Source organism: Methylobacterium sp. E-012 (assembly GCF_057836545.1).
Genome location: NZ_JBYQEY010000005.1, coordinates 13,667 through 26,667, shown reverse-complemented (window position 1 = coordinate 26,667; position 13,001 = coordinate 13,667). Strand labels below are relative to the sequence as shown.

Sequence of the window (13,001 nt, the reverse complement as noted above, 5' to 3'; positions counted from 1 at the left end):
AAACCCAGACACGTGGCGCGGAAGGACCTCTGCCGTCGCGGTTTCATGCTTTGTTCGCAGGGGCGAGTCCGAAGCAGTGAGCCAGCATCTGGTTCTGCTCGTGGACGGTCCAGGCGCCGGCAAAGCCGAAGCCCCTGCACAGCCACAGCATGGCCTCGAAGCCGCAGATCGTGCGGCGCGCCGTATGGAACGAGCGGAACCCGCCGACCCGCGTCATCGTCCGCTTCACCCGGAAGTGGTCGCCCTGGATCCCTTGCTGCAGGTGCTTGGTGACGTAGTGGATGGGTGTGCGGGGTAGCAGGCCGTCGCTCCTCGCAGCTACGATGGCGGGCGGATAGGTTCCGGCGCCGTCCGTGCCGATCCGATCAGGGGCGAGAAGCGGCTGGTCCGCCAGCATTTTACGGAAGAACCGCTTGGCCGCATCGAGATCGCGCCGGGCGGTCAACAGGAAGTCGACCGCGTCACCGTGCTTGTCGATGGCCCGGTACAGGTAGCGCCACTCGCCGCGCACCTTGATGTACGTTTCGTCGATCCGGATCGAGCCGCAGTGTGGCCGGCGGAATGCGCGCAGCCGCTTCTCGATCAGCGGCGCGTAGGCGAGCACCCAGCGGTTCAGGGTTGAGTGGTCCACCTCCAGACCGCGTTCCAGGAACAGCTCTTCGATGTCACGGTAGCTGAGCGGGTAGCGCAGGTACCAGGACACCGCCTGGACGATCAGCGCCGCCTCGATGTGCCGGCCCCGGAAGTCGGCCTTGGCGCGCTGCTTGAGCTTGGCGGCGATGGCGGACAGGATCATGGGCAGCCTCCGAAACGGAAGGCGCCACGCAGGTCGTATGGTCAACGCGGGGTAAACGCCACGGGTTTGCGACAGGCCCGGATGAAGATGCCCTCCGCGAGGCTCTGACCGCCCTCACGCCGAGGCTGGCTGTCATTGGTTTGCGCGTTTGCCGCCGGAAAACTGGCTTTCGGGCGGCGCGGTGCAAGTGAAATAAATTGCCGCATGCGGTCGAAAAATCGCGACGTTGGACAATATATTGCCAGAGTTCGTCACCTAAATGGGGACGTAGGAAGACAGCAAGCGTGTCAGTATGACGATGCGCTGAGGGTGCTAGGGGATACGACCATGCACTGGATGCTTGTCGGCCTAACTGCCTACGCTGCGGGCACGATGCAGTTCTGGCACCTGTGCAAAAACGCCCCCGTGTTCGAGGAAGTTGAACCCGCGCTCCTTGAGGGCGCGTTACCGGCTTCCACGCTGTGCAAGGACCGCCGGGACAGTGCGCAGCATGATCGCCAGGTCCCGGCGCAGGCTCCAGCGACTGGCGTAGTCTAGGTCCAGCGCGACGCGCTCGGCGTAGCTTGTGTCCGAGCGCCCAGACACCTGCCACAGCCCGGTAACCCCGGGTGGGACGGCAAAGCAGGTGGCGAACGCCTGACCATAGCGGGCGACCTCGGCCGGCACGATAGGCCGCGGCCCGACCAGGCTCATCTCGCCGCACAGCACGTTCCACAGCTGCGGCAGTTCGTCGAGCGAGGTCTTGCGCAGGACCTGGCCGATTGCTGTGATGCGTGGGTCGTTGATGAGCTTATGGGTCTCATCCCATTCGGCCCGGGCCTGCGGATTGGCAGCCAAGTGGGCAGCCAGCATGGCCTCGCCGTGGGTTACCATGGAGCGGAACTTCAGGCAGCCGAAGCTGCGCCCGTCGCGGCCCAGGCGCATGTGACGGAAGATCGGCGCACGCCCGTCGCCGGCCCAGACCAGGGCGGCGATAACCAGAAGCAGCGGTAGGAGCAGGAACAGGGCTGTGGCTGCTACCGTGATATCGAGGCCGCGCTTGGCAGCCCAGTTTAGGCGCAGGCCCCGGGCGACGAACGGCGTCTCGGGTAGGACCGTGTCGCCTACCATCTCGGCGGCGTTACTCAACTGCACGATCAACTGACCCGCCACGTGCTCAGTTGCTCCCGATATCTCAATCTCATGCTGCGGCGCAAAAACAGCAGCTGAGATGGGGGCTTCGGCATGACGGGGCATGGTCTCAACTCCTCGGGTGAGGCCAATGGCGTGGGTTAATAATTTATCGCTTTCCAGTCTCTAGCAAACGGCAATTGTCTTGCCAAGTTGGCGGCCAAGTGTTTCTGAAAGCACAAATACGTGAAAAACGCTCCAGACGTGGCAGCTTGGCCGCAAATTGGTTGCTAGGGCTGGGGACATACTGCATCGGTTATCTGCGTATAAACTACGCACTTTCTACCGGGCATATGTCGAGATAACGCTTTCCGATGAGGCGTTTGTGCGGCGCGTCAAATTCATCCGAACGACCCATAGTGCGGCGCGTGTAGAAAGTGGAAGCCAGCTTTGTTGAGGCACCGTGTCGTTTGCTGCGTGCGATTAGACGACCGCCGGCATGATGACACGGCATGGCTGCAGGCGAGGTACGACCTGCGCACGATTCTCACCGGCCTGCGCATCTGGGGTGGCCCGCTACCCCTCGGCAGCTTTTCGCCGTTTCCGCTGGCCGCGCGGCTGTAGGATAGAGCTCATCCGCTCGAGAGCCTAAGGCAGCCGCTCGCCGTCCACGTGAGCGAAGCGGCTGCCTTAGGCGCCTGCAGCGCGCGCCGTAGGCCGGGCGTTGCACTCGAGCTGTGCAGCGAGCCCCTTTCCACGATTCTCACGGGTCGACGTCGCTCTGTAACGAGAATTGATACTCGTGGACGGCACACCTGTGCCCCCTCTGCCTCCGAAAGCCGCGGGGCTGCTGCGGGGCAAGCGCGTGCGAAGCCAAGCGGCCCATGCGCGGCTCGTAACGCGGACCACGTTCGTATCATTCCGCGAGCGTGAGACCTTCCGTTCCTCGACCTCGACCAGTCCAAGCGTGCGGGCATGGCGCAAGGCGCGCTTGGCGATGGTGAGGCACACGCCGGCGAGGGCCGCCATGTGGCCGAGGGCCAGGGTACACTTGCCCCACTTCCCGACTTCCATGGCGACGATGGCCAGCACGGCCTGCTCGCCCTGTGTGAAGGCTGCGACGAGAGCGGGCGGCAGGTAGCCGCCGGCGGCCATGCGGCGGCGCCTGGCGAGGCTCTCAGGCGTTCGGGCGCGCGAGCCGGTGCGATGATGCGCGCGGTTGGACGCTGGCGCCGCTGCCCTCTGCCCTTCAGTAGCAGGGGCGCAGGTTTTCGCCAGCTGCGTCGAGGGCTCCGCGAGCGTGCTCATCTTCACGGGCGCCGCGCGAGCCGCCCCGCGCCGAGCGTTCAACAGCCCGTCGAGCTGCTCAGCCTCAGCGTCCGTGAGGCCCCCTGCCCCGTACGCCTTCCAGACAGCCGCGGCGACGTCGCCGAGCCGGTCGAGCGCAGCCGCCTCAACGGCGGTGCGCATCTCCTCGAAAATGAACAAAGCTCCGCACCCCTGGTCGCGAGACCAGCCGCAGGGGCGCAGGCACGTGCGGGCAAAGCTCCGCCATTGAGGAAAACCGTGGTTTTCCTCTTGACCGCGGGCATCGATTTCGGGGAGGATCATGTCGCCAAACGATGATCTATCCCCGGCCTCGGCCGGTACGTGACCCGCCCTCGTGGCGGGTTTCGTGTTTCTAGGCCCTCGACTCGCCGCTTATGCAGCTGCCCACATAGTCGGCTCGGCAACTCCTGTGTCAAACGGCCGAGCTGCCCGCTGAAGGCCGGCCCCTCGCCCGAACCTGCACAGTTGCATGGTCGGCCCGCGACGAAAATTCCTCCCCTGGCAGTTTGGCCCTGAAAGCCTCGGAATGCTCTCGAGCGCACCCGTGCGCTCCCACGAGCTAGCGCTAGCTATCATCCTCTAGCGGGAGCGGCCCGCAACGTAACATAGGAGTGCCAAGCGGACGAACCCGTACGAGCGTCGAGGCATGCGGCCGATACCGGCTCAGGGTCTTGCAGATGGGATTAACGGTTCGCTAACCGACCCAGCCTCTATCCTGCCGCTCTCTATGTCCCAGCAGGGGAGCGGCGGAATGCCTGTCATATCGATTGCCAACCCCAAGGGCGGGGCAGGGAAGTCGACCACGGCGCTCGTGCTCGGCACGACGCTGGCGGCTCACGACGCGACCGTGACCATGCTCGACTGTGACCCGAACCGGCCCGTCGCCACGTGGGCTCGAGCCGGCAGTGGCACGCCCATGAAGGTGCTCGGCGACGTCGGTGAGAGCGGCATCGTCTCGGCGATAGACGCCGAGCGTGCCGCACGTCAGTTCGTGCTCGTAGACCTCGAGGGCACGGCGAGCCGCATGGTCTCTCGGGCTATCATGCGCTCGGACCTAGTGCTGATCCCCATGCAGGCCTCGGCCGTCGACGCCGCTCAGGCTGCTCGAGCCGTCGGCCTCGTGCAGGAGGAAGAGCAGGTGGTCGGCCGGGCGATCCCGTTCCGGGTCCTGTTCACGCGGACCTCGCCGGCGATCCCGACGCGGAACGAGAAGCTCATCATTGACGAGCTGCGGGGCGCCGGCATCCCGGTCCTCACCACTCATCTGAACGAACGGGCCGCCTATAAGTCGATGTTCACTTATGGCCGGACGCTCGCCGAGCTCGACCCGGCGCTCGTGAACGGCCTCACTGCCGCGCAGGAAAATGCCGAGCGCCTGGCGGGCGAAATCATCGAGCTCGTTAGCAGCCTCAACAGGAAGGCCGCCGCGTGAACACCAAGCCCTCTTTCGGCTTCGGCAAGCTCGCCGAGATCCAGCCGGCCGCGCCCGAGCCTACCCCGCCTGTAGCCCGCGAGATCGATCGCGTAGCCGAGAAGCTCGGGTTCCCGAGCCGCGAGGTTCCAACCCGACGCAAGCGCCGCATCGCTGTGGATGAGCCTACGGACCAGTTGAACCTGCGGGCCGCCATCGCTGACATCAACGTGTTCGTGGATTGGTGCGAGCGCGAGCGCATGAGCTACCGGGAAGGCTTCGGCCGGCTCGTCGCCAAGATCGGGGTCTGAGCCATGATCGAGGCAGCCCTCGTTGCGGTCCTGGCAGCGGCGTTCGGCGCAGCTGCAGCTGGCGCGGTCAGCGGCCCCGGATCGGAATGACCCTCGCCGCTTTCATCCTGGCGCCTGCAGCCGTGCTCGGCTTGGGCGCCTTCGTCATGGCGTTCCTCGATAGGGCACATCCCCGCCGTCGTCGCACGCCAACATTTGGCAAGGCAGCTATAGCCAGAGGCTCACGCTCGACATGATCACCGCCGCCTTCCTCGTGACATTGACGGGCACCTTAGGCGGCATCGGCGTTGTTGTGCTCGCCCTCGAGCGGGCGCCGCTGCGCCGGCGATGACGCTTCACACTGACGTCGAGCGCCTCGCCCTCGAACTCGAGGTCGCCGAGCTTCGGCAGCAGCTCGCGGGGGCGCAGGATATGCTCATGGTGACGGCGGCCGACGCCGGGCGGCTGCACGTCGAGAACGTGGCCCTCAGAGACGAGCTTGCCCGGATGCGGGCCGAGGCGGCTGCCTGGCAAATCGCGGCTCGGGTCCGGGGGAGGGCGGTTGCATGAGCGAGCCATCCGCCCGCCGCTTCCCGGCCCCCTGGCAGGCCGTGGAGCTCGAGGATGCGTTCCGGATCGAGGACGCCAACGGCTTCCCTGTGGCTCACGTCTATTTCGCCGATGCGACGCAGCAGCGGGCCAGCTCCGATCGCATGTCGCGTTCCGAGGCGCGGCGCATGGCCGTCAACATCGCCGCCCTGCAGGAGCTGAGGCAGGCGCTACGCGACCAGGGCGCGTAGGCCTTTCGCCCATGCCGATCCGGCGCGAGCACCGCTTCTTCTATCCCATCGACTGGCCGCAGCTCTCGGCCGTGATCCGTTTTCGGCGCGCCGGCGGTCGCTGCGAAGGGTGCGGGCGGCCGCACGGGCAGCTGGTCTACCATCTCGGAGACGGCCGCTGGTGGGACGCTGAGAAGGCCGCGTGGCGCGATGGGCGAGGGTGCAGCGCGCGCCTCGCCCTTGGCATGGTCGACGTGCTGGCGCTCGTGCGCACGACCCGCGTTGTGCTCGCCGCGGCGCATCGGAACCACGACACCGCCGACACCGCGAGCGCTAACCTCGTGGCCTTCTGCCAACGCTGCCACATGATCCATGATCGGCCGGAGCATCGGCGCCGGCGTTGGCGCACGCTGTTTAGGCGCAAGGCGCTGGGTGATCTGCTCGGCGGCCCTTATAGGTGAGTTATCTGTGAAGCGGATCGCTAGCGGCAGATCGGATGCCTTGCACGAGGCTCCACAGGTAGATAGCGGACGCGGCCATGGCGCATGCCATGACACCGAGGGCTTGAGCGGTTGGTAGGGTCATACGCTCACCCTGCTGCACGCCTGTCACGGCAGTGTTTCCCGCGCGGGTAGGGCGATCACGAGCCGGCGAGCGGGCCGCACTCTCGTGGGCCAAAAATCAGAGCTACGTGACCTTCTTGGACGTGTCTCGGTGCTTCATGAAATCCCAAACCAGGAAGGCCGGGAACGGGATCATGATGGCGAAGAAGATCCAGTCGAACATCTGCGGCATGGGGTTGGCCTCCTACGGTTTATAGAAGCGCCAACCCGCATTGGGCCTAGCGGGTTCGATGTGCGTCCTTGCTACCCCGTAGGTGAGTCCCCGCTAAATCTTGTCGCCTGGCTCGGACGGCTCCACGCTTGAGCCCAATGACCCTCCGTCTTGCATATTTGTGGTGGGCTTGCCCCCACTTGCTGAGCCGACACGTTCAGCAGTGCGTATGTCCGATTGGCGGCGCTGCTCATGGGCTTTTTCCCGACCTGTCGGGAGGTACCGCCAAGGGGCTGGAGCGGCACCCAGGCGAAGAACATTCGGTACGCGGTTAAAAAACGTGGCAAACAGCACCCACGGCACGACAAAAACAATAAATGCGGCCAAGCCCATGGCGATCCTCCTGTCAAAATGTGGGGATATTGAATAAACCTCGGGCGAGCAGCCTTTGATCCTCACTGTTGTATTCGCCGCACCTGGGTCGCCGTCCACGCCCCACCCCGCGCCGCCGGGATCCCGCAAGCATTAAGTGCCGCCGCTACCTGCCGCAGCGACATTGCCCCGGCAGCCCGTACATCTGCCAGGATCGGCGCGAGGTCAGCGGCGCGGGCTGCGCTCCTGCGCGTGCGCGCGACCGCTGCCCGGGCCGATATCCCGGTTGCGCAGGTTGCCTGGATTGCCGAGCTGCACGCTGCGAGCTTTGGCGGCTGCCAGCGCCGCCTTGGTGCGTGACGAGATCATCTTCCGCTCGGCCTACGCGATGACGGCCATGATACCGACCACCAGCTCGTTCGCCTCGGGCATGTCGGCCGCCACGAAGCGCACGCCGGCCTTCTGCAGGTTCAGCAGGAAGGCGGCATCACGGGAGAGGCGGTCGAGCTTCGCGATCACGAGCGTCGCCCCGTGGATCCGGCAGAGCGCTAGGGCGTCGGCGAGGCGGGGTCGCGTGTCCCGCGCCCCGCTCTCGACCTCTACGAGCTCGGCTATGTGCCGCCAGGATCCGCCGGCGAGGAAGTCGGCCACGGCTTGGCGCTTCGCCTCGAGGCCAAGCCCTGAGCGCCCCTGACGGGCCGTAGAGACCCGGAGGTAGGAGACGAAGGCCCCGGCGCTCACCGGCGCTTCTCTTGAGCCTCGGCGGCGTCCTGCATGGCCTTGGCCCAATGGGGGCACGTGTGGGTCCGCAGGTCCTTCAGGTGTCGGCGCTCGTGTACGTGCTCGCACATGCGCACGAACTTCTCGGCCCAGGCTCCGGCATCGGCGGCCCCCTCCTGATCCGTCCCGAAATCCGTGAGGCCGCAGCGCGGGCAAACGGCCGTGCTCATGCGCTTCCCGTTCCCTGTGGCCCTGAGTGACCGATGCACGAACGGACGTTCAACCGGATGAAACACCGGCCCGCGATGACGCCGGCGATACACCGCGGCTTCCTGGAACCGGTCTCGAACTCATATCAGGATTATCCGCCGCGGTGCGGTCGGGAGCGCGCGAAGCCAGGATGCAGCCCAACGGCTGGTCCCGGCTTTTCATGCCGGCTTTCCGAAGGGCTTACTTCGTGATCCGCACCGAGACAGGATCGCTGCCGGGGAAACTTTCTTCCAGCGCGTCGTCGAGCCTTGCGTGCATGCGGTCTGGATGGTTCTCCGGTAGATGGCGATCCGTCGTGGCCACTGCTGTTCCAGCGGTGATATCCACTAGACGTCTCCGCTCCGCCGCCGTTCGGAAGGCTTCGTAGACAAGTAGCCCAAAGCCGGCCGCGATCAGCAGCGCCGGCACTGGATTGACCCGCACATCCTCCATAAACCGCTCGACGGTTGCGCTTGCCGCCTGCCCTGACCGGCGGAGTTCGGCAAAGTCACGTGGGATCCCAGGGCGATTGAACCGGGCCTGCAGATCGGCCAGCGTCCGGTCCAGCCGCCCACGGCTCGCCTCAACGTCCTGCTCCAGTTTGTCTGGCGAGTCGTTCATGTGTCGATCCGATCCGTGAGAACCTGGGCGTCCTGTTTGACCTGCCGCCCCGTCCGGGTCGGCTCCAGCGTGGACAGGGACGTCTTGCTGCGTCCGAACAGCCCAAGACCGATCGCAAGGAGGAGGAAGACGCCACCCACGATCAGCGCGGCGAGCGCATCCGATTGCATGAGGACGGCGATGCCCTTCACCAGGGCGAGGAGCAGCGTGAACAGGCCTGCGATGGCGAACACGGCTGCCACGAGCAATAGGCTGAGACCGAGGCTGATCCGGTGAACGCCCTGCGCCATCTCGGTGCGGAACAGGGAGATCTGGCCGCCGACGAGATCCCGCAGCTCGCGGACCGCATCGCCGACAAGGATCGGGATGCTGCGCAATCCTGGCTCGGCCATTCTATCCCCCTATGCGTCCGGCGTCGGGAAGGCGTCGACTGGCACGACTGCATGCGAGCGCGGGATCGCCCGAACCTTGGATGCATTGAAAATGCGGAAAAGCGCGAAGCCGGCCGCAACAGCCGCTGCTGTCGCCAGAGCGGGCCGGCGTCGAACCGCAGCGTGGACCTCGTCGTACATCTCGCTGAAACTGCGGCGCGAGATGTCCTCGGCCAGCGCATCGACGCCGAGTGCGGCCTGATCGAAGAATTCCTTCAACTGCGGCAGGCCGTCGAAGCCGGCACCCGCGTCGCGGATGGCACCGCTGACGTCCGACACCAGGCGTGCCGCGTCGGCCTTGCGCTTCTCGACATAGCCCTGAGTTTGATCGCGCAGCGCGTTGGCAAAGCTTTGCGCTTCGCCAAAACCTGGATCGGCCGCGCGCGCCTGATCATTCTGAGCACCGTTCGGCATTGGGCCGCTCCTCCGAGGCACTCTCGATCAGGAGAAACCATAAGTACCTCATACGGTTCCGCTGCATCGCCGACTGCGTGGTCTTACCGTCGAGACGAATGGCGCTCCTGACGCGTTGTTGGCCCGATGTCCCCAATCCGTTCGGATACTGAGGAGGGAGAGCCATGGACGAAGATCGTGTCAAAGGCGCCGCGAAAGAGCTCGGCGGCAAGGTCAAGGGCGCGGCTGGCGACCTGACCGGGGACAAGCAGACCCAGGCTGAAGCTAAGGTCACCGAGCTGAAGGGCTCGGCTCAGAACCTGTACGGGCAGGCAAAGGACACGCTCAGCGATGCGGCCGGGCAAGCGCGGGAGTTCGCCGGCGATACGTTCGACCGTGCCCGCGAGCGTTATCCGGACGCGCAGCGTGTGTACCAGCGCGGCAACGAGGCGCTAAGGCCGCACGCGCAGGAGTCGCCGCTGGGCCTAGCCATCTTGGCCGGCGCGATTGGCTATCTGCTCGCCTTGGTCATTCATGGCCGCCGATAGAAGGGCGTGGTCAGTGCGCGAGGCTGGGCGAGCCGTGATGATATGGCCGCCTGGCCAGCGGTCTGGCATAAGGCCGAAAGTGAGACCGTATGGCCTTCATCGCGTTCTTGACGGACGTTTGCCCCGTCGCTTGAACGCCGCCTTGCTTAGGGCCCGTGATCCTTGAGAGCGTTCATCGTGCTTCAACGGGGTGACGGTGGTGAGCTATTAAGCGACCGCCCGGGCCGCGGAGCCGCGAGAGCCGCCGAGGCTGACCTGTCGCCGTCCGCCACCGCCATGCATGCCATGAGCTGGTGCTGTGTAGGGGCGCCGGGATAGATCGTAGAGGACATTGCCGACGAGACCGGCGGCCCGGCGTAGGGCCGCCCCTTCACACGTTGCGGCGACGCGCACGCCGATCTCATGGGTGTGGCTGCGGCCGTAGAGCCAGACGGCGAGCTGCGCCCGGGTCGCTTCCGTGATACCGTCGAGGAGCAGGAGTGCTGCCTCGGGGTCGGCCTTGGCGAGCTGGCCTAGGGTTTCCGGAGGAACGGGGCAATCGAGAGCAGGATCGTCGACACTAAGCGAACGGGTATGGTTCATGACGACACCTGCAGGCTGATAGCGAGCAACGTGCCGAAACTGTGGTTAACGAAGGTTTACGTGGATGGGCGGGCTCGGCCCCGCCGCCCAATCCTATCTTGGGCTGGCGGGGCTCGGTGCCGTTCCTCAGGGCGAGGTGCCGGTACGCGACGTGGCCCGTGATGCAGGATGAGCATGGACTTGGACGATCCCGCATTACCAACCAGGGGCCGCACCAAGCTCAGCACGTCGTGGAGATTGCCCCGGCCGGTGATGCAGACTCAACAGTTGTCGGCGCCGGGCTTCACAGGCTCACCTTCGGGGGCTTTCTTCGAGCCATCATCTTTCATGGCCGCGCCGGTGTTGTTCATTGCGCCGACCGTGCCGGGAGACTCTGCTTTGGCACCAGGGCTCACCTTTGCGGTCGAACCGCCATCGACGTTCGAGCTGGTATCCTTCCCGGTAGCTGCATTCGTGGTCGTGCCGACATTGCAAGGAGCGGCAACAGCGAAGCTCGCTGACAGCGTGAGCATCGCAGTGGCGGTGGCGATCTTCAGGATCTTGGACATGTTTCCTCCAGGTTCTTAAACCTGAATAGAAGGGTATTTACCGCTGGTTGTTCCAGTCGACCCATACGGCAGCTGTTTGCGTGCGGTGAGGCAGGCCCTAACCCTTCCGCCTCGAAACCGGATCCCGGCCCCGCCGCCGTTCTCGGGGATGAAGGTAGAGGCGGCGGTCATAGCGTGCAGTCCACTACCGTTACGATGACGGCTGCCGTGACCGCAGCAATGGCACAGTCCTCGAACGCGTACTCCAAGCCCGCGACCTCAAGCGCTCGTTCGACGCTCACGAGCACGACAGCCACGCCGATCGCCAGCGCTCGCCCTTTGATCGCGTTCATCCGCTCGGCTCGGCAGTAGCATCAGCCTCTTGGATGCCGAGCCATTCCAGGGCGGCCGAGCGCGATTTGAAGACGTGCCGTTGAGCTATGAACGGTGCAGGCCGCTCGGCAGGCGCCACCTCATCCAGCAGTTCGACTTGCCACGTATCGCCTGGCCCGTTGCGGTGGACGCTGCGCACGAGACCCGCCACCACCGCGCCGTCGCGCAGCACGTCGTAGCTACCGGGTGCCAGTTGGTCGACGGTGTAGGTCACTGTTGTCGCTTCTCTTTCCAAAAAGCAGTGAGAAAACGTGTCAGGCCCTCCGGGTCGATGCCATCCAGCCCCTCGTCTCTGGCAGAGTTTTTAGGCACTGCATCGTCATCTTCGCGCCCCAGTCCATGAAGCGCCTGAGTGAGCAATGGCCACCACGGCAGATTGCAGTCTCGAAGGAAGGAGGCCACTTTGATCAACGCCTTGCTTTGTTGCTGCGGAACCGGCCGCCCCACGATCTGCGCTTCGAGCACCTGGTCAATCAGGGCTTCCGTGAGACGGCGGACCTCAGACAGGCGCTCTGGGGAGGCGGGTTCGGCAGTCACGCCAGATCCTTCCGACGCAGCTTCACGCCTGGCTCGCCGCCGTTGGTGAACTCGACTCCGGCTGCCTGAAACGCAGCCTCAAGCGCATGGATCGTGGCGGATTTCGTGGACATTAGCGGGCCGTCCAACTTCTCCAACCGCTTTACGGTCTCGACCGACACGCCGGCCTTTTCGGCAACCGTCGATTGCTCCCACCGGATCAGTGCCCGCGCGGCGCGTAGCTGCTCAGCCGTCAACACAAATACACCTCAGAGGTGTCGCGATGCCTCTCAGGTGTTGACACCTCAGATGGTTCGCATTACACCTCAAGTGTAGCAGATGCTGCCCTGAGGGCCAAGCCCATGTCCCATCGCACCGTCACCTGGACCCAGATCGACCGCGCCGGCCACGACAGCAAGCCCAAGATCCCCGCCGGCCTGCTCAGCGCCCGCGCCCTCATCCAGTTCGGCGCGCGCACCCGCCCCCTCGCCACCGCCGGTCAGTACGACCGCGCCGCGATCATGGCCGCCGCCTGCAAGGCCGCCATCGGCATCCAGGAGTGCTGCGGCGTCTCTCGTCGCGAGGCCCTGTCCTCCGCCCTCAAGGCCGCCCGCCGCGCCGCCGCCCACTGACCTTCTAACCCCGCCGGGCTGAGCCCCAGCCCGCACCTCCTCGCCACCACCGACCCACCGCCACGAGCCCTCACCGGAGCTCGAACGATGACGCACGTCCGCATCCCAGATTTCAGCCAGCCCGTCCCAGTGCGCCCTGTCGCCACCGCCGAGCGCCGCCCGCTACCGGTGGATCGCCGCTACCGCAACCTGCCGGACGAGCAGCAGCCCGGCACGATCGAGCCGTGGCAGGCCGTGACGCTTGAAGCCCAGCAACGATACCGAGCTGCTGCGGCTCGGGCACCAGTTCGAGGCGGCCCGCGCCCGTGAGACCGCGGCCATCGCTGCCTGGAATGCCGTGCTGCCCGCCGAGGATCTACGGTTGAAAGCTGATGCGGCCGACGTGGGCGACGCCGCCGCTACCCTAGCGCACCAGTTGGCGAGCCAACCGGCCCTCACGGCAGAGGGCTTCCGAGTCAAGCTTCGGGCGCTCTCGCACTACAAGCGCAACGCGCTGCTGAGCGAAATTTGCGACCTCCCCGATCCTGC

General features: G+C 65.6%; 22 protein-coding genes. 7 read left to right on the top strand and 15 right to left on the bottom strand.

The window, feature by feature from the left end:
- Nucleotides 1-43: 43 nt before the first annotated feature.
- The 3 genes from AC3IF1_RS29855 to AC3IF1_RS29845 all read right to left on the bottom strand — a co-directional run bounded on the left by AC3IF1_RS29855 (nucleotide 44) and on the right by AC3IF1_RS29845 (nucleotide 3,394).
- The gene (locus AC3IF1_RS29855; protein WP_489220724.1) at nucleotides 44-796 is read right to left on the bottom strand and encodes an IS6 family transposase; all 753 of its coding nucleotides are present in this window, start codon (nucleotides 794-796) and stop codon (nucleotides 44-46) included.
- A gap of 444 nt (nucleotides 797-1,240) precedes the next feature.
- Nucleotides 1,241-2,032, bottom strand: coding sequence for a sugar transferase (locus AC3IF1_RS29850; protein ID WP_409564882.1), 792 nt, complete (start codon nucleotides 2,030-2,032; stop codon nucleotides 1,241-1,243).
- A 564-nt stretch (nucleotides 2,033-2,596) separates the two neighbouring features.
- The gene (locus tag AC3IF1_RS29845; RefSeq protein ID WP_489220723.1) at nucleotides 2,597-3,394 is read right to left on the bottom strand and encodes a hypothetical protein; all 798 of its coding nucleotides are present in this window, start codon (nucleotides 3,392-3,394) and stop codon (nucleotides 2,597-2,599) included.
- Between the two features lie 592 nt (nucleotides 3,395-3,986).
- Here AC3IF1_RS29845 and AC3IF1_RS29840 point away from each other — a divergent pair.
- From AC3IF1_RS29840 to AC3IF1_RS29820, 5 genes are all read left to right on the top strand, one after another.
- Nucleotides 3,987-4,667, top strand: coding sequence for a ParA family protein (locus AC3IF1_RS29840; protein ID WP_489220722.1), 681 nt, complete (start codon nucleotides 3,987-3,989; stop codon nucleotides 4,665-4,667).
- A complete protein-coding gene (locus AC3IF1_RS29835) occupies nucleotides 4,664-4,957 on the top strand; it encodes a hypothetical protein (protein ID WP_243972536.1) in 294 nt (97 codons plus the stop codon). The genes AC3IF1_RS29840 and AC3IF1_RS29835 overlap by 4 nt, the downstream gene beginning before the upstream one ends.
- 327 nt (nucleotides 4,958-5,284) lie before the next feature.
- A complete protein-coding gene (locus AC3IF1_RS29830) occupies nucleotides 5,285-5,506 on the top strand; it encodes a hypothetical protein (RefSeq protein WP_243972538.1) in 222 nt (73 codons plus the stop codon).
- Nucleotides 5,503-5,736 carry a hypothetical protein gene (locus tag AC3IF1_RS29825; protein ID WP_243972539.1) on the top strand — a complete coding sequence of 78 codons (234 nt, stop codon included), beginning with the start codon at nucleotides 5,503-5,505 and terminating at the stop codon, nucleotides 5,734-5,736. The genes AC3IF1_RS29830 and AC3IF1_RS29825 overlap by 4 nt, the downstream gene beginning before the upstream one ends.
- Nucleotides 5,737-5,747: 11 nt before the next feature.
- On the top strand, nucleotides 5,748-6,176 hold the full coding sequence (locus AC3IF1_RS29820; RefSeq protein WP_489220721.1) for a hypothetical protein: 429 nt from the start codon (nucleotides 5,748-5,750) through the stop codon (nucleotides 6,174-6,176).
- Nucleotides 6,177-7,086: 910 nt separating this feature from the next.
- Here the strand turns inward: AC3IF1_RS29820 and AC3IF1_RS29815 are convergent.
- The 6 genes from AC3IF1_RS29815 to AC3IF1_RS29790 all read right to left on the bottom strand — a co-directional run bounded on the left by AC3IF1_RS29815 (nucleotide 7,087) and on the right by AC3IF1_RS29790 (nucleotide 9,296).
- Nucleotides 7,087-7,230 (bottom strand): hypothetical protein, encoded by a 144-nt coding sequence (locus AC3IF1_RS29815; protein ID WP_489220720.1) that lies wholly within the window; start codon nucleotides 7,228-7,230, stop codon nucleotides 7,087-7,089.
- A 12-nt stretch (nucleotides 7,231-7,242) separates the two neighbouring features.
- Nucleotides 7,243-7,602 (bottom strand): recombinase family protein, encoded by a 360-nt coding sequence (locus AC3IF1_RS29810; RefSeq protein ID WP_489220719.1) that lies wholly within the window; start codon nucleotides 7,600-7,602, stop codon nucleotides 7,243-7,245.
- Entirely contained in the window at nucleotides 7,599-7,811 is a 213-nt protein-coding gene (locus tag AC3IF1_RS29805) for a hypothetical protein (RefSeq protein WP_489220718.1), read from the bottom strand. Before AC3IF1_RS29805 ends, AC3IF1_RS29810 begins: the two co-directional genes overlap by 4 nt.
- 220 nt (nucleotides 7,812-8,031) lie before the next feature.
- Nucleotides 8,032-8,451: a hypothetical protein gene (locus tag AC3IF1_RS29800; protein WP_243972545.1), complete on the bottom strand. Its 420-nt coding sequence runs from the start codon at nucleotides 8,449-8,451 to the stop codon at nucleotides 8,032-8,034.
- On the bottom strand, nucleotides 8,448-8,843 hold the full coding sequence (locus tag AC3IF1_RS29795) for a phage holin family protein (RefSeq protein ID WP_243972547.1): 396 nt from the start codon (nucleotides 8,841-8,843) through the stop codon (nucleotides 8,448-8,450). The genes AC3IF1_RS29800 and AC3IF1_RS29795 overlap by 4 nt, the downstream gene beginning before the upstream one ends.
- 9 nt (nucleotides 8,844-8,852) lie before the next feature.
- On the bottom strand, nucleotides 8,853-9,296 hold the full coding sequence (locus AC3IF1_RS29790; RefSeq protein WP_243972552.1) for a hypothetical protein: 444 nt from the start codon (nucleotides 9,294-9,296) through the stop codon (nucleotides 8,853-8,855).
- Between the two features lie 164 nt (nucleotides 9,297-9,460).
- Between AC3IF1_RS29790 and AC3IF1_RS29785 the strand changes: the two genes are divergently transcribed.
- Nucleotides 9,461-9,823 carry a CsbD family protein gene (locus tag AC3IF1_RS29785; RefSeq protein ID WP_243972553.1) on the top strand — a complete coding sequence of 121 codons (363 nt, stop codon included), beginning with the start codon at nucleotides 9,461-9,463 and terminating at the stop codon, nucleotides 9,821-9,823.
- A 207-nt stretch (nucleotides 9,824-10,030) separates the two neighbouring features.
- Here the strand turns inward: AC3IF1_RS29785 and AC3IF1_RS29780 are convergent, their stop codons facing one another.
- The 6 genes from AC3IF1_RS29780 to AC3IF1_RS29755 form a co-directional block, all read right to left on the bottom strand.
- Nucleotides 10,031-10,405, bottom strand: coding sequence for a hypothetical protein (locus AC3IF1_RS29780; RefSeq protein WP_489220717.1), 375 nt, complete (start codon nucleotides 10,403-10,405; stop codon nucleotides 10,031-10,033).
- Between the two features lie 260 nt (nucleotides 10,406-10,665).
- Entirely contained in the window at nucleotides 10,666-10,953 is a 288-nt protein-coding gene (locus AC3IF1_RS29775) for a hypothetical protein (RefSeq protein ID WP_489220716.1), read from the bottom strand.
- 167 nt (nucleotides 10,954-11,120) lie between these two features.
- Nucleotides 11,121-11,285: a hypothetical protein gene (locus tag AC3IF1_RS29770; RefSeq protein WP_489220715.1), complete on the bottom strand. Its 165-nt coding sequence runs from the start codon at nucleotides 11,283-11,285 to the stop codon at nucleotides 11,121-11,123.
- The gene (locus AC3IF1_RS29765; protein ID WP_489220714.1) at nucleotides 11,282-11,539 is read right to left on the bottom strand and encodes a hypothetical protein; all 258 of its coding nucleotides are present in this window, start codon (nucleotides 11,537-11,539) and stop codon (nucleotides 11,282-11,284) included. The genes AC3IF1_RS29770 and AC3IF1_RS29765 overlap by 4 nt, the downstream gene beginning before the upstream one ends.
- Nucleotides 11,536-11,862, bottom strand: coding sequence for a hypothetical protein (locus AC3IF1_RS29760; RefSeq protein WP_489220713.1), 327 nt, complete (start codon nucleotides 11,860-11,862; stop codon nucleotides 11,536-11,538). Before AC3IF1_RS29760 ends, AC3IF1_RS29765 begins: the two co-directional genes overlap by 4 nt.
- Nucleotides 11,859-12,101: a helix-turn-helix domain-containing protein gene (locus tag AC3IF1_RS29755; protein WP_489220712.1), complete on the bottom strand. Its 243-nt coding sequence runs from the start codon at nucleotides 12,099-12,101 to the stop codon at nucleotides 11,859-11,861. The genes AC3IF1_RS29760 and AC3IF1_RS29755 overlap by 4 nt, the downstream gene beginning before the upstream one ends.
- 102 nt (nucleotides 12,102-12,203) lie before the next feature.
- Here AC3IF1_RS29755 and AC3IF1_RS29750 point away from each other — a divergent pair, with 102 nt between their 5' ends.
- Nucleotides 12,204-12,473 (top strand): hypothetical protein, encoded by a 270-nt coding sequence (locus AC3IF1_RS29750; RefSeq protein ID WP_489220711.1) that lies wholly within the window; start codon nucleotides 12,204-12,206, stop codon nucleotides 12,471-12,473.
- Nucleotides 12,474-13,001 lie beyond the last annotated feature (528 nt).